Consider the following 23,181-nt stretch of genomic DNA (forward strand, 5'->3'; position numbering starts at 1 on the left):
ACTTCAGCGCAAGCACTGGCTTTCCGTGAAGGCTAAAGTACATTCATTGTATACCTTTCGGCCCGGGCCTCCCGGCAGCCGTTGACTGTTCTCCGGAGAGACGCGCATGACTTCTTCAATGCACACCGCCCAGGCCGATGCCGCCAAACTGCCGCGCATGCCACAGCGCAAGCTGGACCATATTCCCGGCGACTACGGCATGCCACTGCTGGGCCAGACCTTCGAATTCCTGCGTGACTTTCATGGCCTGATCAATCGCATGGCCAAAGAGCACGGCCTGATCTTCCGGGGCAGTTCGTTCTTCCAGCGCGGTGTCACCGTGCTCGGCCCGGAGGCCAACGAGTTCGTGCTGCGGGATACCGCGCATGTGTTCTCCAGCCGCGCGGCCTGGAATCCGCTGCTGGAAAAACTGTTCACCGACGGCCTGATGCTGCGCGACTTCGCCGATCACAAATATCACCGCCGTATGTTGCAGCAGGCGTTCAAGAAAAAAGCCCTGTCCGGCTACATGACGCGCATGAATCCGCATATCGCCGAAGGTATTGCCCAATGGCCGCAGAACAGGGAATTCCTGTTCTTTGACCACGTAAAATCCCTGCTGCTGGATGTGGGCGCGGGCATCTTCCTGGGCCTGCAAATGGGACCGGAAGCACAGAAAGTGAATGAAGCTTTTGTTGCCTCAGTCGATGCGTCACTGGCCGTGATGCGCCTGCCGATTCCGGGCACGGTCTGGCATCGCGGCATGAAAGGCCGGCGCTTCCTGGAACAGTTCATGATGGACCTGATCCCCGGCAAACGTGCGGGCGACGACATCGACTTTTTCTCGGAACTGTGCCGCGCTGCCGACGAAGAAACCGATACGCAGCTGACCGACCGGGATGTCATGAACCACATGATCTTCCTGCTGTTCGCTGCCCACGACACCACCACCAGCACCCTCAGTTCCATCGTCTTTACGCTGGCCCGTTATCCCGAGTGGCAGGACCGTCTGGTGGAGGAATTCGAGTCGCTGGGCAAAGACGAGCTGGAATACGACGACCTGGAAAAGCTGACCCTGACCACCCGCGTGTTCAAGGAAGCCCTGCGCATGTTCCCGCCGCTGCCCACCATGCCGCGCCGCACGGTGGAAGATGTGGAATGGCAGGGCTACCGCATTCCGAAAAACACCCTGGTCAGCGTCGTACCGCTGCACACCCATTACATGGAAGAGTACTGGAGCAATCCGTATACCTTTGACCCGGATCGCTTCTCTCCAGAACGCGCCGAAGACAAGAAGCACTTCTTCCAGTGGGTGCCTTTCGGCGGCGGTCACCACAAGTGCATCGGCCTGAATTTTGCCGAGTTGCAGACCAAGACCTTCCTGTTCCACTTCCTGCGGCAGTACCGGGTCAGCATCAAACCCGGCTACGTGATGCCGCATCAGCTGGTGCCGCTGGCGGTGCCGAAGGATGGTTTGCCGGTGTCGATTACGCCGCGTTGAGAGGTCATGGTGCGCTGGTGCGCCAGTCCGATTCGCTGTGCTCAGCACACCCTACGAAAGCAGGAGGCACCCGTAGGGTGTGCTGAGCACAGCGAAGCGCACCGTCTCCCAAGCTGCCTCAACCCTGCCCCACCCCCAAATTTGTAAAACAGCCCCAGAGAGCTGAGTACCCGCACCGCGCCTGATATACTCTGCGGCTTCGAGAATCAGGCACGGTCATACCCCATGAAGTACGCCATCCTCCCGGTCACCCCGTTCGAGCAGAACTGCTCGCTGCTGTTGTGTGAAAGCAGCAACAAGCTGGCCATTTGCGATCCCGGTGGGGATATCGAACGCATTCTGGCCGCCATTGAGGAGTCCGGTGGGGAACCGGAGAAGATCCTGCTGACCCACGGCCACATTGATCACGCCGGTGCCGTCGCCGAGCTGGCACAGCGCCTGCATCTGCCCATCGAGGGCCCGCACCGGGAAGACCAGTTCTGGATCGACATGCTGCCGCAGCAGGCGCAGATGTTCGGCTTCGCGCCTGCCGGCGCCTTCACGCCGGATCGCTGGCTGGAGGATGGCGACACCGTCAAGGTCGGCGACACGGCACTGCAGGTGCTCCATTGCCCGGGCCATACGCCCGGCCATGTGGTGTTCTTCTCGCCGGAGGCGCAACTGGCGATCGTTGGCGACGTCCTGTTTGCCGGGTCCATCGGGCGCACCGATTTTCCCCGTGGCAATATGGATGACCTGGTCAACGCCATTCGCGGCAAGCTGTTTCCGCTGGGTGACGATATCGCGTTCATCCCCGGTCATGGCCCGATGTCGACCCTGGGCCAGGAACGACGCACCAACCCGTTTGTCAGTGACAGCCGGTACGGCTGAGGAGCTTCGGTACCGAATGAATATCAGCGATATCGACCAGACACTGCTGCGGCTGCTGATCAGCGCCAGCGTCATCATCAGCATGATGGTGTTGTCTGCGCTGCTACGCAGGCTGGTGCGCCGCCTGGGCCAGGGTCACGGCTATGCGCCGTCGCGCGTTTTTCAGGTGTCGGTGTTGATCAATGTGACCACACTGATTCTGCTCGCCTTCGCGCTGAGCGCCATCTGGGGCTTCTCCGGGCAGGGCTTCATGGTGTTCGCCTCTTCCGTGTTCGCGCTGGTCGGCATTGCCCTGTTTGCGGCCTGGTCACTGCTCAGCAATACCACTGCCGCGCTGATTCTGTTCTTCAGCGCACCGTTTCGCGTGGGTGATCGCATCCGCATGCTCGACGGTGACAACACCGTTACCGGCGAAATCCGCCACATGGGTTTGATGACACTGACCCTGGCCGATGGTGACGGCAATCTTTACAGCATCCCCAACAACATGGTGTTTCAGCGCACCGTTATCCAACTGGCTCCTGACAAGGAACTCCCATGCGACAAGAAACACGTTCGATGACACGGCGCGCCGCGCGTACCGCTGGCCTGCTGACGGCGCTGGCCGCCGCTGTAATGCTGGGCGCCTGCACCAGCACACCGATGGCGCAAACCGCCCTGCCGGCAAGCTGCAGCGAAAAGCCGGAAGCCGGCATGTGCCGCGCGGCCTTTACCCGCTACTACCATGACGCAGAAAAAGGTGAGTGCCGCAGCTTTATCTGGGGCGGCTGTGGCGGCAATGTGCCGTTCGACACCATGGAGAGCTGTCAGGATGCCTGTCAGGCGCCCGCGTCCGAAGACGGGCCGGTGGCACCCGTGAAGCAGGGCCTGTCTTTCTGAGGCTGTGCTTCCAGGAGCTACTGACTGCCATGCTGCCGACTGTCATGCTGCTATCATATTTTTTTCATATAACAGGCATGAGACATATTCTGAACGACGGAATCATCAAGAACAGGAGCTGGCGATGAAACAGAGATTGCACAAGGCAAGACATGGCGCGATGTTGCCTTCGCTGGCGTTGCTGGTCACCCTGCTGACGCTGGCGGCTTGCGCCAGCAGTCCGGTCATCCAGCTGTACGACGGCCCGGAGCGGGCCGAAAGCGACATCACCGTAGTACGGGTGCCGGAAACGCTGGAAATCCTCAACATCAACGGCCAGCGCCCGGCCGGCGTCAACACCCTCTTCTCCAGCGGCTACAAGGACCTGCATCTGACGCCCGGGAATTACCAGATCGTCGCCTTCTATAAAGAGATCTGGTATCCGGATTCCACCAGCAGCCATGTGGTGTTGCGCTCTGAACCGGTGGTCTACGATATCACCGGCAAGGCAGGCGAGGCCTTTACCCTGACCTATGCCACGCCGGGCAACATGCGCGAGGCGGAAACGCTGGCCCGGGATTTCAGCGGCTGGAGCGAGAACCGGGCCACCGGGCAGCGCACGGCAACGCGCGCCAGCGGCATGGCGCGGCCGGGACTGATCAGCAACCTCACCTCCGGCGCCGCAGAACCGGCCGCCGAGACCGTAGCACCGGCACAAGCTGCCCGCGACACATCACCGCAAAACGACGATGTCGAAACGCTGGATATGCTGAAAGTCTGGTGGTCACAGGCCAACCCCGAAGAGCGCCGCGCCTTCCTGCGCTGGGTCGCGGAGTAGGTTAGCTACTGCCCCTGAAGCGTTGCCACCAGAGTGCGGGCGCCACCGTGATCGCGGTGCTCGCACAGATAGATGCCCTGCCAGGTGCCCAGTTGCAGGCGCCCCGCCTTGACCGGAATCATCAGATCCGGCCCGATCAGCACGCTCTTGATATGGGCCGGCATGTCGTCCGGGCCTTCCAGCGTATGGACGTAGTGCGGCGCCCGTTCCGGCACCATCACATTGAAGTGCCGCTCCAGGTCGCCCCGCACATCCGGGTCTGCGTTCTCGTTGATCGCCAGTGACGCCGAGGTATGCTGGATAAACAGATGCAGCAACCCCACCCTGACCTCCGCCAGCGCAGGCAAGGCGGCATACACCTCACCCGTCACCAGATGAAATCCTCTTGGCTGAGGCCTCAGCACGATCTCTTGTTGCTGCCACACAGGCATCACTCCTCTGCTGCCGAACTGGCGCACACCCAGTCGCGGACATTATTCGCCACACCGTCCAGCAGGCGCTGGCGGCATTCGCGGCTGATCCAGGCGTTGTGCGGGGTGATGATCAGGTTGGGGATATCCGGCGCCAGCAGCACATGATCCGCGGGCGGTGGCTCTTGCCCCAGCACATCCAGTGCGGCCCCGGCGATCTCGCCGCGACGCAGGGCGTCGGCCAGGGCCGGCTCGTCAATCAGTGCGCCGCGTGCCGTGTTGATGAGAAAGGCGGTCGGCTTCATGGCCGCCAGCTGGCTGGCGCCAATCAGGTGGCGGGTGTCCTCGGTGAGCGGACAATGCAGCGACAGCACATCCACGTCTGGCAGCAACGTCCGCAGCGGCACGCGCCCCGTGTCTGCATCCGAGTCAGCGCCGGGGCGCAGACTCGCGGCCACCTTGACCCGCATACCGAACGCTTCGGCCAGCCGCGCCACCGCCTGGCCCAGGCTGCCATAACCGACAATGCCCAGCGTCTTGCCCGCCAGCTCCACGACCGGGCGGTGCATCAGACAGAAGGTGGGCGAGCGGCTCCAGTCACCGGCACGCACATCCGCATGGTAATCGTGCCAGCGGGTGGCCAGCCCCAGCATCAGCGCCAGGGTGTGCTGGGCCAGGCTGGCGCCAGCATAATCGGGCACGTTACGCACGGGAATACCGCGCGCAGCGGCGGCCTCGCTGTCCACATTGTTGGTGCCGGTGGCGCTCACGCAGATCAGCTTCAGGCGCGGCGCGCCGGCAATCAGCGCGGCATCCAGCACCACCTTGTTGGTCACCACCACGTCCGCATCCACGATACGCTCTGCTGTTTGCGCAGCCGTGGTCTGGTCGTGAAAGCGCCACTCGGGCAAGCTGTCATCAGCACCGGTCAGCGCATCGCGCAGCCCGGAAAAATCCAGTTCATCCGCCGCCCCGGCATGTGTTGCCAGGGTTGCCGTGTCCAGGAAAACACCACGCATGTCCGACCCCACTTCTCCATCCACATCAACATCAACGTCATCAACAGGACCGGAAGCCGTCGCGTCGCCATCCGGCGCCGCCGACAGTCGGCTTGATCGCTGGCTGGCGATGCTCGACCTCCCGGTGCTCCGTGATGATAAACCACGCGTGGGTGTCAGTGCCTGCTTGCTGGGCAGACTGGTGCGCTACAACGGCGAAGCGAAACGCCATGGCACGGTGGCGGACGTGCTGCCGCGCTGGCTGCAGTTCACCGAATACTGCCCTGAAGTCGCCATCGGTTTGCCGGTGCCCCGGCCACCGGTGGACATCATTGCCACGGAGACGGGCCAACAGATACGCAACCGTGACGGCCTGGTGGCCGATATCACTGATGCGCTGCATGCCTGTGCCGATGATGTTTGCCAGCAAAACGCCCGCACTGACAAAACCCCGCCGCCCGATGGCATGATTCTGAAAGCCCGCTCACCCAGTTGCGGGCCCGGCAATACACCACTGTTGAATACAAACGGCCAACAGATTGGCATCACCCATGGCGGTTTTGCCGCGCGCCTGAAAACGCATTGCCCTGACATGCCGATGGTGCACGAAGAGCAGCTCGTCCGGGCCGTGGATATCGAAGTGTTTGTGCTGCGCGTCTTTCTTTATCGCGAACAGCGTCGCTGGGGCAATGACGGTAAGAATGTAGCCTGGTGCCGGGATATGCGAGCACGCATCATGACATTGCCGTCAACCGACATTCGGGCTCGCCTGCTGCAGCAACTGGAAAAGCAAGTCACGAAAAAGTAAGTCACGAAGGTGAAAAACCCCGGCAGCCGAAGGCGGGCCGGGGCAATAGATCACAACTGCGTTCAGTTCCAGAAACGATACCAGGGACGCTCGGACTGTTCTTCCCCGCGGCCTTCGCCACGACCTTCGCCACGGCCACCTGCCTGAGCATCAACGTCAGCATCAGCGCTGGCGCCAGCCGCGTCGGCCTCGACCGCCGCGCCGGCACGCGCGCCTTCAGAACGCTCTGCCGCACGCTCTGCCGCAGCGTCACGCTGGGCCTGGCCGTGCTCGCGTGCCTCTGCGGCGCGCTGCTGGCCCTGCTCTCGTGCTTCGTCACGGGTTTCACGGCCACGCTGTGCTGCGGCATCACCTGTTTCGCGCGCGTCTTCCGCTGCAGACTCGCCACGTTCACGGGCGTCGTCACGCGCTGCCGCTGCCTCACTGCGTCGGGCATCTCGTTGCTGGCGGACATCACGTTCCGTCGCTTTCAGATCCGCCTCTACCGACGCGTCGGCTGACACACCCGCAGTATCCGCCTGCGCAGCGGGCATCACCCCGACGGAAAACGCAATCGCGGAGCTGGCCAGAAAATTTCTCACTGCATGCTTTTTCATCATTTATCTCCCTGTTCGTCATTGACGATCAACATAAACAGTTCACATCATGCTCGCGATTATTGGCCCATTCCAGACCCGACTCTCTCTATAACGGTTGTACTTCTGTATAACAGCGTAAAATACGTGCGCGGCACGCGCGTCCCGGGTTGCATTCGGATGTCGGCAACGGCAGGACTGGAGTATGCCTGATGCGAATACAGACGTTATTCGCCACAGACGTCTCTTACGCCAGACAGGAGCCAACTGATGCGCCGAATCTATTTTTTACTGCCGGATGTGACCGCCGCTGCAAATCTGGTCAAGGATTTCCGTCAACAAGGGATCAAAGAAGAACAGATGCACCTGGTGGCGCGACACGACATGCCTCTGGGTGATCTGCCCGAGGCTGACACTCTGGAGAAGTCCGACCTGGGCCCGGCATTGAAACGGGGCGCCGCCCTTGGCGGCTCCGCAGGTCTGCTGGCCGGTCTGACGGCGATGGCAATACCCACCGCCGGCGTCGCGCTGGGCGGCGCGGCCGTGCTGGGTATTGCACTCGCAGGGACCGGGTTCGGTGCCTGGGCGTCCGCCATGCTGGGCGCAAGCGTGCCAGATGAAGAGATCGAGGCCAGTGAGGCCGCCATCAAACAGGGCAACGTGCTGATGATGGTGGATGCCAGTCACGACCAGATCGACGCCCTGCGTGCCTTTGTCCGCCAACGGCATCCGGACACCGACATCCGCGACACGGAATCCACCGCGCCGCCGCTACCGGACGTGGATCTGGGCGCTGAACACGGCCGCCGCTAAGGGCCCGACTTTACCGCAATCAGGGCTCGAGGTAGGTGTAACCCGCCAACCCGTCGCGTATCTCCGCCAGTAACGCGTCCCGCTCTGCTTCGGGCAAGCGGATGCGGGTAAACTGCTCGCCCAGCAGGGCAAGCAGTTTGTCCGGGTCGTAATTGACGTAACGCAGCACCGAGCTGACGGTGTCGCCCTGGATGGCTTCATCCAGGTGAATACCGCCCTGCGCATCGATATCCACATCCACGGAGTCCGTGTCGCCAAACAGGTTGTGCATGTCACCGAGAATTTCCTGGTAGGCGCCCACCATGAAAATGCCCAGCTCATCGCCGTAATTTTCCGGCAACGGCAAGGTTGTCTCCAGACCTTCGCCGTCCACGTACTGATCGATACGGCCATCGGAATCACAGGTAATATCCTGCAGCACCGCACGCACCGTGGGCGGTTGATCCAGCCCGGTCAGCGGCAGGATCGGGAAAACCTGGCTGATGCCCCACACGTCCGGCACAGACTGGAAGACGGAGAAATTCAGAAACAGTTTGTCCGCCAGAATGGCATTCAACTCATCCAGCAATGCGCGCTGATGTTTGCGCATCGGGTCCAGCTGACGACGCAGGGTCAGCAGACAATTGATGTACAGCTTTTCCGCCACGGCGCGCTGGGGCAACGACACCTCACCGGCCAGATAGCGCTGATGGGCGTCCTGCCATGCACCCAGGACTTCCTGATATGCCTCGAGCAAATGCGGCCGGGGGCCCGATAGCAACTGGTACAGATCCCATAGCAAGGTCAGCTCGACCGGCGAGCCCGTCTCCGGCGCCGCCACCTGCTGCACGCGCAGCTGCTCACGATCAATCACGTTGACGAGAAGCACCGCATGATGGGCGGTCAATGCACGGCCCGACTCACTGATGATGGCCGGTTCCGGCAGATCGGCACGCACACAGGTTTCGCGCAGGGTCTGCACGATGTGCCAGGCATAATCGGCAATGCCGTAGTTCATAGAGCACAGCGAGCGGGAGCGGGTGCCTTCATAATCCACACCCAGACCGCCACCCACATCCATGGTGTCCACCGGCGCACCCAATGCCCGCAGCTCTTGATAGTAGCGCGCGGCTTCGCGCATGCCGGCCTTGATGTCCTGAATATTCGCCACCTGGGACCCCAGGTGAAAATGCAGCATGCGCAGGCTGTCGAGGCTACCGGCCTCACGGCAGATCTCCACCGCCTTCACCAGCTGCGAGGCTGACAGACCGAACTTGGATTTCTCGCCACCGGTGTTTTGCCAGTTGCCCTTGCTGATGGACATCAGCCGCACCCGCAGGCCGATGCGCGGCACCACGTCCAGCGCCCGCGCCTCTTCCAGGATCAGTGCCAGTTCGGACAGCTTCTCCACCACGATATAGACACGATGGCCGAGCTTCTCGCCGGTCAACGCCAGGCGGATGTATTCGCGGTCCTTGTAGCCGTTACAGACGATGGTGTTGGCATCGCCGCCCGCGCCGCTGCCGGACAGCGCCAGCACCGCCAGCAGCTCCGGCTTGGAGCCGGCTTCCAGCCCCACCGGCGCATGCGCCTCGCGGGCGCCGACAATCTCTTCCACCACACGGCGCTGTTGATTGACCTTGATCGGGAACACCGGCGTATAACGGCCGGCGTACCCCTGCTCACTGATGGCATGCCGGAACGCCGCCGACAACATGCGGACCCGGTGCCGCAGAATGCCGTCAAAGCGCACCAGCACCGGCGAACGCAGCCCGGCCTCGCGGCAGGCGGCCAGCACGTCTTCCAGGCGCGCTGCGCCGCCCGCATCGCCATCGGGGCGCACCCGAACCTTGCCCGCGGCATCCACATCAAAATAACCTTCCCCCCAGCGCTCCACATTGTAGATTCGCAGGGCGTCATCGGTGGTCCAGTTACTGCTCATGGTGGCTCTCTTGTGTGCAATCGGGTGCAGTGCAGGTACGACGCGACCAGGCGCGGTACAGTATATGCAGCGCATTATTGCAGGTCCGCCCCGGTGGGAGCGAGCCCTGCCCGCAGGGATTAAGGAACCTCTGAATAACTCCCTGTGCTCTCTGGCTTTCAGGCTGGCGCGCAATCAAGGCGCACTTTCGAAGGCATAGTGGCGCTATGTCGAGAAAGTGCAACGCGGAGTGCGCGCCAGCCTGAAAGCCCCGAAGGGCGCGGCCTGAAGCGTACATCTGCCGCGTTGCGCCGCTTGAAAAGGGCTACGGCCATTCCCTGCGCGACGCGCCTTGCATCTGCACGCTTCAGGCCGCGCAGAGAGCACAGGGAGTTATTCAGAGGTTCCTTAACCGCACAAGCGGCGTATTTATTCATGGGCCGGACATGATTGAGCCGGTAGAATGCGCCCCGTTCAGGCTTTTCGCCGTGAGGGCCACACAGGCCACGCGGCAACCCCAATGCAGAGAGGTGGCACCATGTCCGGAGAAAAGTGGTTTATCGAGCATTTCGACAGCGCTGGCACAGCGTTCGGCCTGCGTCTGAAGAAGAAGCTGGAGGAGGTGCAGACCGAGTACCAGCATATCGAAATGTGGGAGACCGACACCTTCGGCTACCTGATGACCATTGACGGCTGCACCATGGTCACCAGCCGCGACAACTTCCTGTACCACGAGATGATGTCTCACCCCGCCCTGTTCAGCCATCCGGCGCCGAAGAACGTGGTCATCATTGGCGGCGGCGACTGCGGCACATTGAGGGAAGTGCTGCGCCACCCCGGCGTGGAGAAAGCCACCCAGATCGATATTGACGAGATGGTCACGCGCATGTCCGAGAAGTACTTCCCGGAGCTGTGTGAATCCAACGACGATCCCCGCGCCGAACTGCTGTTCATCGACGGCGTAAAGTGGATGCGCGAATGTGACGCTGGCAGCGTCGACGTGATCATCGTCGACTCCACCGACCCGGTCGGCCCGGCAGAAGGCCTGTTCAAGGCGGACTTCTTCCGCGAATGTCATCGGGTCCTGCGCGACGGCGGCATCATCGTGCAACAGAGCGAATCGCCCCTGCTGCACAGCAGCAGCATCATTCGCGACCTGCATATCAACATGCGCGAAGCCGGTTTTACCAGCACCCAGACACTGCCCTTCCCGCAGGTGTGCTACCCCAGCGGCTGGTGGAGTTGCACCATGGCAGGCAAGGGCACCGACGTGACCGCCTTCCGCGAACAGGCGGCAGAGAGCAAACCGTTCGAGACCCTCTACTACACCGCCGCTGCCCACCGGGGCGCCCTGGTGCTGCCGCCGTTCATGCAGAAAGCACTGGCCTGAACCACGGCGGCCTGTGTCATGCCAGCGCAAGGCGCGCGGCAGCGGGAAACGGTGACCTGCGGCGCGCATACTGCCCTGGCGTGAGGCCCACCATGGCGCGGAAATCACGGATGAAATGCGCCTCATCAAAATAGCCCAACTGCTGGGCCAGCTCGGCCTGTGTTGCCAGCGGCGCGCGCTTGAGCAGCGCGCGTGCCTCGGCAATGCGCTGAATGCGCGCATACTGCTTGGGCGACACCCCCACATGATCCGCAAAGCGACGCTCCAGGGCGCGACGGGACACATGCAGTTGCGTGGCCGCCTCAGCCACCGACCCCGCCTTTGACACCGCCGCCATGACCGCCGCCAGCGCATGGCGCCCGGCATCCTCCGCTGTCACCTGCCGCCGCGGCACCACCCCGTCCGCCGATCGCTGCGTCAACCGCTCAGCCAACCACTGCGCAAAATAACCCAGCCCTGTGTCGGTATCCTGCGCCTCACCCAGACGCTGATAGAGCCGCCGCAGGGGGTTACCATGCAGGGCCTCCAGCGCCTCGGTACTGGTTTGCAGCATGGGCAAGCCGTCCCAGAAACGGCGCGCGCCGCCGGGGTGAAAACGCACGCCGTAACTCAACCAGCCCGTCTCCGGTATCAACGTCCCCGAGACAGACTGCACCCCTTCCCATCCCAGCCAGCCGAGCGGCCCCTCGCCGGGGCCACGGGGTGGCAGCGGGCGCCCCAGATTGAGCAAAAATCCGGTGCCGCCATCGGGGTGCATGAACGCGCGATCTTCTTGCCAGCCGCCCTGCCAGTCATCCCGCGTGCCCGCCGTCATCGCAGCGCGACGGGTATCCAGACACCAGATCGCCTGCACCTGCTGGCGCAAGACCGGCGGCGGCGAGAGAAAACGCAGTGGCAAAACAGGCGGTGGTGGAACAGAACGGAATGACATCAGGCAGCTCCGGTTTCACCTCTCAATGCTCGCGGGATTGCCGCAAAACTACAAGCCCCGCACCGGCGCATCACAGACACTACCGGGCATCATTCAAACCATCCCCACTTTGAGAAACTCAGGGAGAACCACATGAATAGCCCCCGGCCCCAGACCCAGTCGCAAACCTCGCAGCGCCTCGACTATGCCGCGCTGAATCCCACCGCCCTGGCACGCCTGGCCGGCGCCCGCCAGCACCTGAAAGCCCTCCCCGAGGCCCTGCTCTCACTGGTGGAGATGCGCGTCTCCCAGATCAACGGCTGCGCCTATTGTCTGTCCTTGCACGCCGACGCTGCGCGCGCGGCAGGCACACATCAGCGCCGCCTGGATTGCCTCGATGCCTGGCAGGAATCCGGCCTGTTCGACGACCGCGAGCAAGCCGCCCTGGCCTGGGCCGAGGCGGTCACCCGGATCGAACAGGGCCACGCGCCCGAGGCGGTCTACCAACGGGCGCAGGCCCATTTCACCCCGTCGCAACTGGCCGATCTGACCCTGGCCATTGCCGCCATGAATGCCCTGAACCGCATCGCCATCAGCCTGCGCAAACAGCCCGACGACGGGCCCAACGACTGACCCGACGATTGAGTGTGCAGCCGGTTCACCCCGGCAACCGGGATTCGGTGTACCCTTTTGCATCGCAGCCAATTAAGGAGACACCCCGTGTCGGAATCCCGAGGGCGCAAGACGCTGATCATTGCCCTGTCATCCCTGCTCGTCCTTGCCGCACTGGGCTACGCCGTCTGGCTGGCCATCCCGAAAGGCTTCGACACCGACCTGTCGAAGATCGGCAACGGCCAGCCTGCGCTGGTGTTTGTCTATGAGCGCGACCTGGTCGCCAGCAGTCGCCAGACCGCAGAAATGAACCGCGAGCGCGCCGCCCTGGAAGAACGGGTGCAGTTACTGATCGCCGATACAGGCCACCCGGAGGCCCGCGCCCTGATATCGCGCTATCAGGTTGGGCCAATCACCTTCATGCTGTTCGATGGTGACGGCAGCCTCATCAACAGCTGGCCCGGCCTCTCCACCGCCGAGGAACTGCGCGCGCTCATGGATCAGGCAGGCCCGGCACTGCGTTGATTTCCCAGCCTTTTTTCACGCTACGCTGACCGCAGCGCCGGTTTTGCGCTGCCCGGGCGGCCAAGCCCGGGGCTGGTGCCACCACCGGAAACGGGCCACCATTACATCAAACGATGTCAATGTTTTGTCCTGATCCGACCGTGCGAACATCGCACAAGATGGCAGGATGCAACTGCCGGGTGTGCCGGCATATGAGACCAATGGGATAACGCTATGCCGAGCAAACATGTTGATGTGCTGATTATCGGGGCCGGCCTTTCAGGCATTGGCGCCGCCTGCCACCTGCGCACCAAGTGCCCGAACAAGAGCTTCGCCCTGCTGGAAGGCCGCGATGCCATCGGCGGCACCTGGGACCTGTTCCGTTACCCCGGCGTGCGCTCCGACTCCGACATGTACACCCTGGGCTACAGCTTCAAGCCGTGGACCAACGACAAGGCCATCGCCGACGGCGAATCGATCCGTGACTATATTTGCGAAACCGCAGACGAGTACGGCATCACCGATCACATTCATTTCGGCCACCACGTAAAGAGTGCGGACTGGTCCAGCGAAGACGCGACCTGGACAGTGAAGGCGACCAACAAGAAAACCGGTCGCAGCACCTCTTTCACCTGTAATTTCCTGCTGTCCTGCACCGGCTACTACAACTATGCCGCAGGCTTCACCCCGGACTTTCCTGGCCGTGATGACTACAAGGGCACCTTCATTCATCCCCAGCACTGGCCGGAAGATCTGGATTACAGCGGCAAGCGCGTTGTGGTCATCGGTTCTGGCGCCACTGCCGTCACCCTGATCCCGGCCATGGCCGACAAGGCTGCGCACATCACCATGTTGCAGCGCTCGCCGACCTATGTGGCCACGGTGCCGGAAAAAGACGTTATCTCCATGCAGCTGCGCCGTTTCCTGCCGGAGAAGCTGGTGTATCGCCTCGCACGTACCCGCAATGTTGGTCTGCAGATGGGCGTCTACAAACTCAGCAAGACGCAGCCGAAACTGGTACGCAAAATGCTGCTGGGCCTGGCGAAGAAACAGCTCGGCAAGGATTTCGACATGAGCCACTTCACCCCCAGCTACAACCCCTGGGATGAACGGCTGTGTGCGGTGCCGGATGGCGACCTGTTCAAGGTCCTGCGCCGGGGCAAGGCATCCGTGGTCACCGACCACATCGACACCTTTACCGAAAACGGCATTCGTCTGAAGTCCGGCCAGGAGCTGGAAGCCGACATCGTGGTTTCCGCCACCGGTCTGGATCTGCAACTGCTGGGCGGCACCGACGTCAAGGTGGACGGCAAGCCGGTGGATGTCACCCAATCCACGGCGTATCGCGCGCTGATGCTCAGCGATATCCCCAACGCTGCCATGATCTTCGGCTACACCAATGCGTCCTGGACACTGAAAGCCGATATCAGCAGCGAGTACATCTGCCGCCTGCTGAACCACATGGACAAGACCGGCACCCGCCAGTGCACGCCGCGCATGCGCGATGCCTCCGTGGTGGAAACGCCGTTCCTGGATATGCGCTCCGGCTACATCCAGCGCGCCGCCAACCGATTCCCGAAACAGGGTTCCAAGGCGCCGTGGAAAGTATTGCAGAACTACCTGTTTGATCTGGCACAACTGCGTTACACCAAAGTGGACGACGGCAGCATGGAGTTTTCCAACCCTGCGCCGGCGAAAATCCGCAAACCGGAACGCAGCACCAGCACCAGTACTGGCAATAAGGGCAAGGCCTTGAAGGCCTCAGCCTGAACCACAAGACGCCGGGGCAACCCGGCGTTTTTTATGGGCGGCAGTTTTTTCTACAACACAGGCACAACACGGAGCACCCGTCCGCATGACCGCAGATACCGGACACAACGACGTCAAAGGCTTTGCCACACCGGCGTTCCGCGCGGTGGAAAATGTGTTTCGTCAGCAGCTGCGGCTTACGCCCGGCGGTGGTGCTGTCTGCATCTATCACCAGGGCGAAAAAGTCGTGGATCTGTGGGGCGGTGTGCGCGATGACGCTGGCACGGCCTGGCAGGAGGACACGCTGGCCGTTTCCTTTTCCACCACCAAGGGGGTCACCGCCACACTGCTGCATCAACTGGTGGCGGAAGGCAAACTGGATTACGACGACCCGGTGGCACAACACTGGCCCGAGTTCGCCGCCAACGGCAAGGCCGGCATTACCGTGCGTGATCTGCTGACCCATCGCGCCGGTCTGTATGGCATGCGCGACCTGAAGCTGAGTTTCGAGGACCTGTGTGACTGGGACACCGTCTGCGCAGCGCTGGCCGCCGCACCCAGCAACCGCAGCAAGGCGCCGCATAGCGTGTATCACGCACTGACCTATGGCTGGCTGGTGGGCGAAGTGATCCGCCGCGTCAGCGGTGAATCCATCACGACACTGGCACAACGTCGTCTGGCCGAGCCGCTGGGACTGGACGGGCTGTATATCGGCGTCCCGGAAGCGGCGCACCCTCGCGTCGCCATGTTGTTGATGGGGCGCCCGGCAGGGGCACCACCGCGCGCACCGTCCCTGGCCGGGCAACTGCGCAAGCAATTCGGCAGTGGCCTGCGCAGCAGTCTCGCCACCCTGCAGCAATACGGGCTGGCGCCGGACTTTTCGCCCTTTGAAGACGCCGTGACGGTACGCGGTTTTCAGCCGCGTAAGCTGGTGACGCCCGCCGCACTCAGCGCCGCCATGCCCGCCGTCAATGGCACGTTTACTGCGCGCTCCCTGGCACGCATGTACGCGGCACTGGCGAATGGTGGCGAACTGGATGGTGTGCGGATTCTGCCCGCCGAGATGCTGCCGCGCATCAGCGCACGGCAGGTGTTCACCCTGGATCGCGCCCTGTTTTCACCGATGCGATGGCGGCTGGGCTATCACCAGCCCTATGTGTTGACACGGCGCCGCCCACGGGAGGCATTCGGGCATTTCGGTTTTGGTGGCTCTGGCGCCTGGGCCGATCCCGCCCGCAACCTGTCTGTGGCCCTGACCGTCAATGCCGGCAGCGGCACTCCCTGGGGCGACATGCGCATTCTCAAACTGGGCGCCGCCGCCCTGCGCAGCGCTGGCTGACATGGCTCAGGCCTGTGCGGGCAACCAGAACACGGCCTGTACACCCTGCTCCGGCAGATTGCGCAGACTGACTTCCCCCTGATGCAGCTTTGCCACTTCCGAGACAAGACTCAGGCCCAGGCCCGTGCTTTTGCGCTGGCTGCCCGGGCGCGGCAGGGAATAAAAGCGCTCGAAGATGCGTGCCAGCGCATAATCCGGAATCGGCGGCCCGGCATTGCTGACCATCAACCACACGCGCTCCGCATCACCATCCAGCACGATTTTTACGTCACCGTGATCCGGGCTGAACTCAATCGCGTTATCCAGCAGATTGCTGACCGCCTGTTCGAGCAGAAAACGCTCGCCGCGCACACTCAGATTCTTGTCACACACCATCTGCAACGTGACGTTACGCGGTTGCGCGCGGGTCTGCTTGGCCAGGATTTCCTGTTTTACCAACTGCCCGAAATCCAGGGTTTCCACGCCGCTGAGATGCTGCTGCTTTTCCACCGTCGCCAGCGACAACAGCCGATCTATCAGGCGCTGCAAGCGCGCTGATTCCATATCAACATTGGTGAGAAAGCGCCGCTGGTCGGCCTCTGGCACATCGGCCTCTTGCAGCAGTTCGGTGGCCGCACGAATGGCCGACAGCGGCGACTTCATTTCGTGGGTCAGCGTGTGGACATAATCTTCCACGTACTGTTTGCCATCAATCTCGGCACGCATGGCGCCGGTGGCCTGCGCCAGCCGATCCAGCTCGCGTTCGCGCAAGGCCGGCGGCGCGGCGCGCTCGCCGCGCCGTAATTTTTCCACATAGGCCACCAGCTGCCGGATGGAGCGCGTCAGCCATAACGACAACACCGCACCCAGCAGCAACGACAGCAGCAGGATCAGGCTGCCGCGCTGCCAGAGCTGTTCCCGGGCCAGTGCGAGGAAGGGCTCGAAGCTCGCGGTCGGCTGCCCCACCGACAGCACGCCCAGCAACTCGCCGCCGCGCTGTACCGGCGCCGCGACATACATGAAGCTGGTGTTTTCATCGCCGGGGTCCGTGCGTGTGGTACGTGCACCATACTCGCCGAGCAGCGTACGTTGCACATCTCGCCAGCCGGAAAAATCCGCGCCAATCAGAGTGCGGTCCGTGTGATACATCACTTGCCCGGTGAGGTCGGTCACATACAGCACAAAGTCCGGGTCGGTCTTGTGCCGTGACCAGATGCGCGCATCAAAGCGCCGTGCGCCGTAGCGCTCCACCGCACGAACGAACGGCGCATCCGAGGCAAAATCCTGATCCCAGTGCAGCGCTGCCAACTCCGCCAGCAGATTGGCACTGTCGACCAGCACTTCCTCGCTGGCCTGGCGAATGGTCGACGGCAATTGTCCGATCACACTCTGCATCACCAGCACCAGACCGCCGCCCACCAGCAGCAGCCACACCAGCATGATGCGCAGATTGATCGTCACAACGACGCAGCGCCTGAGGCGGTGCTGAGACTGTAGCCCAGCCCGCGATGGGTGCGGATCGGATCGGCCGCGCTGTCGACCTGTTTCAGCTTGGCACGAATGCCCTTGATATGGGTGTCCACCGCCCGGTCAAAACTGGCGGCCGGGTCCTCCCAGGCGGCATCCATCAACTGGCTGCGACTGAGTACATGATCCGGTCGCTGCAACAAGGCACTGAGAATCAGATACTCGTAGCGGGTCAGCACCAGCCATTGCCCCCGAAAGCTGATGCGTTTGGCCGCGTCATCCAGCACAAAGTCGGCGTCCTGGCCGCTGTGTTGCGGCTGTGCCACAACAGCGGCCGGCGACTGTCGGGTGCGGCGCAGAATCGCCCGCACCCGGGCGGAAATTTCCCGCGGGCTGAATGGCTTTACCACGTAATCGTCGGCACCGATTTCCAGCCCGACAATGCGATCAACCTCTTCCTTGCGCGCCGTCAGAAACATCACCGGCACCTGCGACAGGGTGCGAATGCGGCGGCACAACTCAAAGCCGCTCTCGTCCGGCAAGCCCACATCCAGCACCACCAGATCCACAGGGTGCGCCTGCAACCAGGCCATGCCGTCGCGGGCCAGCGCGCTCCAGTGCACCTCAAAACCATCCGTGCGCAGTGCATAGATCAGCGCATCCGCAATGGCTGCTTCATCTTCAATGATCAGTATTCTGTCAGCCATATCGGGTATCCCCGGCAGTCGTCCCTGGAATGCTGCCCATGCGTTACCGGAGGATTGTCCCGGCACCTCCGCCATACCGCAACTGCTCATCGCATTTCTTCCAGCCAGGCGGTGACCACATAGCGCAGCGGCCCGCCGCTCTGCAGCGACGCAAACGGATAGCAGGTCACCAGGCGCAACTCCGGTGTGCCGTATTGCAGGCTGATGTGCTGATTGCTGCTATCCACCACATCCGCGCCCGCGACACGGTACTGATAGATCTGCCCATCCACCCCCTGCAACGCCAGCGCATCACCTGCCTTGACCTGTTCCAGAAACGCCAGATGGCTGTCCTGATGTCCGGCGATCAGCACCGTCCCCGCCTCGCCCGGCAGGGCGCTGGCCGACAGATGCCCGGGGCCGAAGGCCAGCGCCTGACCGCTGACACTGGCCAGCACATACAGATGCCGCCCTTGCGGAGTCGTCAGCCGCGCCACCGGCCAGGTATCCGCCCAGGGCCAGGGCTTCACCGGGGCGCCGCTGGCCAGGGTCTGCTGCCAGGCCGAGGCAATCAGCCGCTGCGCCAGCCAGGCCTTGGCGTGCAGCCATAGCGCCTGCCCGGTCACCAGTGTTGCCACCAGCACCAGTGCACCGGCCAGGCACGTAGAGAAACGTTTTTTGCGCGGTTTGCACAGGATCATGCGCCTGCTCCCGACCGCCGTGCTGGCAGCATCCGCTGTATCGAACCCTGGAGCACCACCAGCAACCAGCACACCAGCGCCAGCCACCACAGGCGCGCCAGCCCCAGCGAGGTTTGTGGATAAACATGGTCCACCGGATTGCGATTCGCCACGGCCTCGCGGGACAGTGGTTCCTCCGCACCGCGCACCGGCTGTTGTTCCACCGCCACAAAGCTGGTGTATCGACTGGCCAGGCGATGCGCCAGTGCCACCGCAATGATGTCATCACGCACCGCCGCTTCCGGCTCGCCGCGCACCATGCGATCGCTCAACGCGGTAATCTTTTCCCGGGCCCAGAGCGTGGCCACCCCGGCATGCTGTTGCGCTATCGGTATCACCACCTCCTGCTCCCATGGCACCGGCGATTTGCCCTGCACGGTGATCGACCCGGGCAACTGCGGTGATGTCGTGCCGTCCGAGGCGAGCTTGGGGGTGAACTTGAGCGTAGCGATCAGCGGCTGGCCCGCATACAGGTCCGGCAAGCGCGACGGCCATATCTCTGCCTCCATCCCTTCCGGCAGCAGGATCTTCAGGTCCGTCAGCACCGGCTGCTCCAGCTTTTCAAACAGCCGCGCCATATGCTGCGACACCTCCGCCGAGCCGCCGATATAGGTGAACTGGCCACGACCGATCTCCGCCGCACGACGCAGCAGGTAGCTGTTGGGCGAGGCACCGATGCCGACCGTAAACAGCCGGCCACGATGGATACGGCGCTCAATCATGCGCAGCACCGCCTCTTCATTGCTCACCGCCCCATCAGTGATAAAGATGACCTGACGCAGGTAGCCCGGTGTTGCCGGCGAGGCCAACGCGTCCTCCAGCACCGGCAGCATTTCCGTGCCGCCTCCGGCGTGCAGTTTGCCAACCCATTCTCCGGCGTCCCGGATGTTTTGCGTGGATGCCGGCACCGAAGCGCGATACAGCATGCGGTGCCGGTGGTTGAACTCCAGCACATTGAAGTGATCTTCCGGCTGCAAACGACGCAGCGCATATTGCAGGCTCTCTTTTGCCTGGCGCATGCGCTCGCCCGCCATGGAGCCCGAGGTGTCGACAATCAGAATGACTTCGCGGGGCAGGCGCGGTTGCTCGCTGACCTGCTGACTGGCACGCGCCGCCGCACCAGAGAGACCTGGCGTCAGCATCAGCAAGCCATAGTGCTCCCCGTTCACCTCCTCGGTGAACAGCGCCGCCTGGCTGTCGGCGCCCTCCGGCAAGCGCCAGCTGAGCACGAAATCCCGATCCATGGGCACCTGCTCCTGCGGCAACATGACCTGGTAACCGCGCCCGTCATAATCCAGACCAATGGCATGGCTCGGACTGGTCAAGACGTCCAGCGGCATCCCGGCATCCACATACACGCGGATGCGCGCCTGATGGGACGTCTCCGGGATCGCGCTCTGATGTACGATCGGGCCTTCAACCTGTCCTTCAATCAGCGCCACCTGACCAAAACCAGGCTGCGCGTCGGTATCCGTGGCATGCCCGGCAGGTCCTGGCGAGTAGCGTGGCGTCATGGTCATCGGGAAGCGCAGCCCGAAGGTCAGCGCATCCGGCACCAGCAACTCGGTGTACTCCAGTTCCACAGAGACTGTGTCGCCAGGCGCGATATTGGCCACGGACGTGACAAACAGATTCGGGCGGCGCTGTTCCACCAGCCCCGCCCGCTGCCCCTGAGCGCGGGCCCGGGCATATATCTCCTGTGCCTGCTGCTTCTCGTGTATGGCACCGACGATGCGGCGCTCGCCCACCTGCAAGACCATACCGTGCACAGCGGCCTTCTCCGCCAGCGGGAACACATACTGGCCCTCGACAAAGCCGCTCCCCTGATGCCGGAACTGCTGTGTCACGGTGACATGGGCCACCGGCCCGCTGACGCGGATATCCACCTCGGTATCCAGCAGCAGCGCTGGCGCCCAGGGCGATTCTGCCCCGCCGCGCACCAGCATGGCGCCGCTGCCGGCATTGTTGAGCCAGGTGTTCAGCGACGTCGGCACCGCCAGCGCCGGCTGCCCCAGCATGATGATCAGTACCACCAGTAACCCCGTTATTCTTGCCATGAGACGCTCCTTGAGCCCTGTGTGCAGGGCGTGACCTTGCTATCCGGTCAGGAGAGTATTGCCAGGCTGTTTGGGGAATTGATGTGCGCCGCGTGTGCCTTGCGGGTGCCTTATGTGAGCACTGTGTGAGGGCCGGCCCCGGAAAGAAATTGATCAATCATTGCACTCTTGTCCGCCCGGGCTGTTATTCTTGTCTGCTATCTCGTGGACTTCGCGCCCTGCTACAGTGGGGTGAACGTCGTCGCAGCGCCATCGCAGCATCATCGCAGCACCACAGGACACTGATCATGGCAGTAAAGCGCAAATCCGCAGCAACCAAGACCGCGCAGAAACCCGCCGCCACAGGCAAGGCCAGCGCGCAAAAAGCGTCCGCAGCAAAGAAAGCGCCTGTAGCGAAGAAAGCCCCTGCAGTGAAAAAGCCTCCTGCGGCAAAGAAAGCACCAGTAAAGAAAGCAGCAGCAAAGAAAGCACCGGCAGCGAAACAGGCACCCGCCGCGAAAAAGCCCGCAGCAAAATCCGCCCCGGTGAAAAAACCGGCCGCCGCCAGCAAAGCTGAAGCCGCAAAGAAAGCCAGCACACCAGACACCAAAACCAAGGCTGTGACCGGTGCTGCCGCCGACAAGACGGCCAAACCAGCGGCGCCCAGACCGGCCATGCGCAGAAAATCGGTGCCCGCACCGTCTTCTCTCAAACGCCCGGACCCCTCACGCCCGGCCAGCAGACTGCCGCCACGCCCCGACGCTGGCGTCTCCCTGGTGGAGCGGAATCTGGCCGACCGGCAACGGGCTGCGGAAGCGCGTGCCAAACCGCCCAGCCAGGCGCACGACCCGGATTACATGAACGCCGAGCAGCTGGCTTTCTTCCGCGACAAATTGCTGGCGCTGCGCGAAGACACCGTTGCGCATATCGAGGATGCAAAAGCCCAGCTGTCGTCGCCCCCGGAAATGAACGACGAACTGGATCATGCGCAATATGAAGAAGATGCGCGCATTGCATTGCGCATCATGGACCGCGAGCGGCTGCTGCTGCGCAAGATCGAAAAATCCCTGCAGCGCATCAGCACCGGCGAGTATGGCTACTGCCTGGAAAGTGGCGAGCCCATCGGCGTCGAGCGCCTGATGATTCGCCCGACGGCGGAATACTGCGCCGATATCAAGGCACTGCACGAAGAAAAAGAACGCTTCTTCGCAGACCGCTGATCAGGACGTCAGCCCCAGCAACTCGCGGGCCCGCTGCGCACGCAGCGCCCGCGCCTTGCCGGCAATCCCGAACAGCCGCGCATCCCGCTGCCAACGTGTCGTGGCGGGGTCTGCCGGGTGCTCCGCCAGCAACTGCCCCACCCGCTCATAGAGCGCCGCCGCATCATTGAGCGCCACATCCAGCAACCAGTGCGTCAATGGCGCCGCCGGGTCTCGTCTTGCCAGCGCCGCAGCTGATGCCATGGCTGCCCCCAGCGCAGACAACAGTGACGCCTCCGACGCGCCGCCCAGACGCCGCACCTCACGCAAGGCATAAGCCAGCAGCGCCAGCATCACGTGGATGTCCTCAATGGTGCGGAAAGGTTTGAGGTAATCACTGTATCCATCACCGGGCAGCACCGCGTCTTCCGGCAAAACCACCGATTCAAACGCCACCCCGCAGTGCGGCACTTCGGGAATAAACGGCAACGGCGGCTGCGGTTGGAATTCCACACCCGCTGCGGATGCCGGCACCCGCACCACTTTCAGCCGTGGACGTGGGACGTCTTTCTCATGACAGTCGTCCTCGAATCGGGCCACGACAAACAAGGTGTCGCAGGCCTGCCCGAAAGTGCTCCAGGTTTTTACCCCGGACATGCGCCACTGGTCGCCCTCACGCTGCAGCACCGTGCTGATATCCCGGGGCCGGTTGCCGCCTGCCTCGGTGGCGCAGAATGCTTGCAGGCCCGCCACGGCATCCTGCGGAAAGCCGGCCATCATGGCGGCCTGATAACCCGCTGAAAACGCCCACCCCAACCGATCCGCCATGGCCCCGCCACGGATTGCCCGGTCCGCCGGGCTGTCATCCGGGTGCGCCGCCATCAATGCCAGCCAACGCTGGCGCCAGTCAGCAAGGTCCGCCAGCGGCGCCGCTGCCGGCGCCTGTAAAAGGTCCACAAGCACGTCGTGCGTATCGTTATTTATGTCGTTCTGCATATCGTTTTGCATCGAATCCGTACC

General features: G+C 62.9%; 24 protein-coding genes. 13 read left to right on the top strand and 11 right to left on the bottom strand.

From position 1 onward, the window contains the following. The first annotated feature begins 106 nt into the window (after positions 1-106). The 5 genes from K8B33_RS14895 to K8B33_RS14915 all read left to right on the top strand — a co-directional run bounded on the left by K8B33_RS14895 (position 107) and on the right by K8B33_RS14915 (position 4,046). Positions 107-1,480, top strand: coding sequence for a cytochrome P450 (locus tag K8B33_RS14895; protein ID WP_223427919.1), 1,374 nt, complete (start codon positions 107-109; stop codon positions 1,478-1,480). 225 nt (positions 1,481-1,705) lie between these two features. Beyond that, positions 1,706-2,350 carry an MBL fold metallo-hydrolase gene (locus K8B33_RS14900; protein WP_223427920.1) on the top strand — a complete coding sequence of 215 codons (645 nt, stop codon included), beginning with the start codon at positions 1,706-1,708 and terminating at the stop codon, positions 2,348-2,350. A gap of 16 nt (positions 2,351-2,366) precedes the next feature. After that, positions 2,367-2,912, top strand: coding sequence for a mechanosensitive ion channel domain-containing protein (locus tag K8B33_RS14905; protein WP_223427921.1), 546 nt, complete (start codon positions 2,367-2,369; stop codon positions 2,910-2,912). Beyond that, positions 2,909-3,229, top strand: coding sequence for a BPTI/Kunitz domain-containing protein (locus K8B33_RS14910; protein WP_223427922.1), 321 nt, complete (start codon positions 2,909-2,911; stop codon positions 3,227-3,229). Before K8B33_RS14905 ends, K8B33_RS14910 begins: the two co-directional genes overlap by 4 nt. Before the next feature lie 124 nt (positions 3,230-3,353). Continuing rightward, entirely contained in the window at positions 3,354-4,046 is a 693-nt protein-coding gene (locus K8B33_RS14915; protein WP_223427923.1) for a DUF2057 domain-containing protein, read from the top strand. 5 nt (positions 4,047-4,051) lie between these two features. Here K8B33_RS14915 and K8B33_RS14920 read toward each other — a convergent pair whose 3' ends face one another. Together K8B33_RS14920 and K8B33_RS14925 are read right to left on the bottom strand one after the other, a co-directional pair. Beyond that, entirely contained in the window at positions 4,052-4,477 is a 426-nt protein-coding gene (locus K8B33_RS14920) for a secondary thiamine-phosphate synthase enzyme YjbQ (RefSeq protein ID WP_263284686.1), read from the bottom strand. Further along, positions 4,477-5,475 (bottom strand): D-2-hydroxyacid dehydrogenase, encoded by a 999-nt coding sequence (locus K8B33_RS14925; RefSeq protein WP_223427935.1) that lies wholly within the window; start codon positions 5,473-5,475, stop codon positions 4,477-4,479. Before K8B33_RS14925 ends, K8B33_RS14920 begins: the two co-directional genes overlap by 1 nt. Here K8B33_RS14925 and K8B33_RS14930 point away from each other — a divergent pair. Then, entirely contained in the window at positions 5,474-6,262 is a 789-nt protein-coding gene (locus tag K8B33_RS14930) for a DUF523 domain-containing protein (RefSeq protein WP_223427936.1), read from the top strand. The genes K8B33_RS14925 and K8B33_RS14930 overlap by 2 nt on opposite strands. A gap of 62 nt (positions 6,263-6,324) precedes the next feature. Here the strand turns inward: K8B33_RS14930 and K8B33_RS14935 are convergent, their stop codons facing one another. Next, positions 6,325-6,858 (bottom strand): hypothetical protein, encoded by a 534-nt coding sequence (locus K8B33_RS14935; protein WP_223427937.1) that lies wholly within the window; start codon positions 6,856-6,858, stop codon positions 6,325-6,327. A gap of 249 nt (positions 6,859-7,107) precedes the next feature. Between K8B33_RS14935 and K8B33_RS14940 the strand changes: the two genes are divergently transcribed. Continuing rightward, the gene (locus tag K8B33_RS14940; protein WP_223427940.1) at positions 7,108-7,650 is read left to right on the top strand and encodes a hypothetical protein; all 543 of its coding nucleotides are present in this window, start codon (positions 7,108-7,110) and stop codon (positions 7,648-7,650) included. Positions 7,651-7,669: 19 nt separating this feature from the next. On the opposite strand, the gene speA is transcribed toward K8B33_RS14940, so the two are convergent. Then, a complete protein-coding gene (gene speA, locus K8B33_RS14945; protein WP_223427951.1) occupies positions 7,670-9,571 on the bottom strand; it encodes a biosynthetic arginine decarboxylase in 1,902 nt (633 codons plus the stop codon). 517 nt (positions 9,572-10,088) lie between these two features. Here speA and speE point away from each other — a divergent pair. Next, on the top strand, positions 10,089-10,940 hold the full coding sequence (gene speE / locus K8B33_RS14950) for a polyamine aminopropyltransferase (protein WP_223427952.1): 852 nt from the start codon (positions 10,089-10,091) through the stop codon (positions 10,938-10,940). Positions 10,941-10,956: 16 nt separating this feature from the next. On the opposite strand, the gene K8B33_RS14955 is transcribed toward speE, so the two are convergent. Then, entirely contained in the window at positions 10,957-11,871 is a 915-nt protein-coding gene (locus K8B33_RS14955; protein ID WP_223427953.1) for a helix-turn-helix transcriptional regulator, read from the bottom strand. Between the two features lie 132 nt (positions 11,872-12,003). On the opposite strand from K8B33_RS14955, the gene K8B33_RS14960 reads away from it, so the two are divergent. From K8B33_RS14960 to K8B33_RS14975, 4 genes are all read left to right on the top strand, one after another. After that, complete coding sequence (locus K8B33_RS14960; RefSeq protein WP_223427954.1) at positions 12,004-12,483, top strand: carboxymuconolactone decarboxylase family protein; 480 nt, start codon at positions 12,004-12,006, stop codon at positions 12,481-12,483. Between the two features lie 87 nt (positions 12,484-12,570). After that, positions 12,571-12,987 (top strand): hypothetical protein, encoded by a 417-nt coding sequence (locus tag K8B33_RS14965; RefSeq protein WP_223427955.1) that lies wholly within the window; start codon positions 12,571-12,573, stop codon positions 12,985-12,987. Positions 12,988-13,200: 213 nt separating this feature from the next. Beyond that, positions 13,201-14,736, top strand: a complete 1,536-nt coding sequence (locus tag K8B33_RS14970; protein WP_223427956.1) for a flavin-containing monooxygenase — start codon at positions 13,201-13,203, stop codon at positions 14,734-14,736. 85 nt (positions 14,737-14,821) lie between these two features. Then, the gene (locus K8B33_RS14975; RefSeq protein WP_223427957.1) at positions 14,822-16,054 is read left to right on the top strand and encodes a serine hydrolase domain-containing protein; all 1,233 of its coding nucleotides are present in this window, start codon (positions 14,822-14,824) and stop codon (positions 16,052-16,054) included. Between the two features lie 6 nt (positions 16,055-16,060). Here the strand turns inward: K8B33_RS14975 and creC are convergent, their stop codons facing one another. The 5 genes from creC to K8B33_RS15000 form a co-directional block, all read right to left on the bottom strand. Continuing rightward, positions 16,061-17,494, bottom strand: coding sequence for a two-component system sensor histidine kinase CreC (gene creC, locus K8B33_RS14980; protein WP_223427959.1), 1,434 nt, complete (start codon positions 17,492-17,494; stop codon positions 16,061-16,063). Next, positions 17,491-18,207, bottom strand: coding sequence for a two-component system response regulator CreB (gene creB / locus K8B33_RS14985; RefSeq protein ID WP_223427960.1), 717 nt, complete (start codon positions 18,205-18,207; stop codon positions 17,491-17,493). Before creB ends, creC begins: the two co-directional genes overlap by 4 nt. 86 nt (positions 18,208-18,293) lie before the next feature. Next, positions 18,294-18,887 (bottom strand): class GN sortase, encoded by a 594-nt coding sequence (locus tag K8B33_RS14990; RefSeq protein WP_223427961.1) that lies wholly within the window; start codon positions 18,885-18,887, stop codon positions 18,294-18,296. Continuing rightward, positions 18,884-20,983, bottom strand: coding sequence for a marine proteobacterial sortase target protein (locus K8B33_RS14995; protein WP_223427962.1), 2,100 nt, complete (start codon positions 20,981-20,983; stop codon positions 18,884-18,886). Before K8B33_RS14995 ends, K8B33_RS14990 begins: the two co-directional genes overlap by 4 nt. Positions 20,984-21,167: 184 nt before the next feature. Beyond that, positions 21,168-21,638 carry a hypothetical protein gene (locus tag K8B33_RS15000; RefSeq protein ID WP_223427963.1) on the bottom strand — a complete coding sequence of 157 codons (471 nt, stop codon included), beginning with the start codon at positions 21,636-21,638 and terminating at the stop codon, positions 21,168-21,170. Here K8B33_RS15000 and K8B33_RS15005 point away from each other — a divergent pair. Continuing rightward, positions 21,637-22,182 carry a TraR/DksA family transcriptional regulator gene (locus K8B33_RS15005; RefSeq protein ID WP_223427965.1) on the top strand — a complete coding sequence of 182 codons (546 nt, stop codon included), beginning with the start codon at positions 21,637-21,639 and terminating at the stop codon, positions 22,180-22,182. The two genes, K8B33_RS15000 and K8B33_RS15005, sit on opposite strands and share 2 nt — an antisense overlap. Here K8B33_RS15005 and K8B33_RS15010 read toward each other — a convergent pair whose 3' ends face one another. After that, positions 22,183-23,157, bottom strand: coding sequence for an acyl-CoA dehydrogenase family protein (locus tag K8B33_RS15010; protein WP_223427968.1), 975 nt, complete (start codon positions 23,155-23,157; stop codon positions 22,183-22,185). Between the last annotated feature and the right edge of the window lie 24 nt (positions 23,158-23,181).

The organism is Alcanivorax limicola (assembly GCF_019931215.1).
In the GTDB taxonomy this organism is placed as follows: Bacteria; Pseudomonadota; Gammaproteobacteria; order Pseudomonadales; family Alcanivoracaceae; genus Isoalcanivorax; species Isoalcanivorax limicola.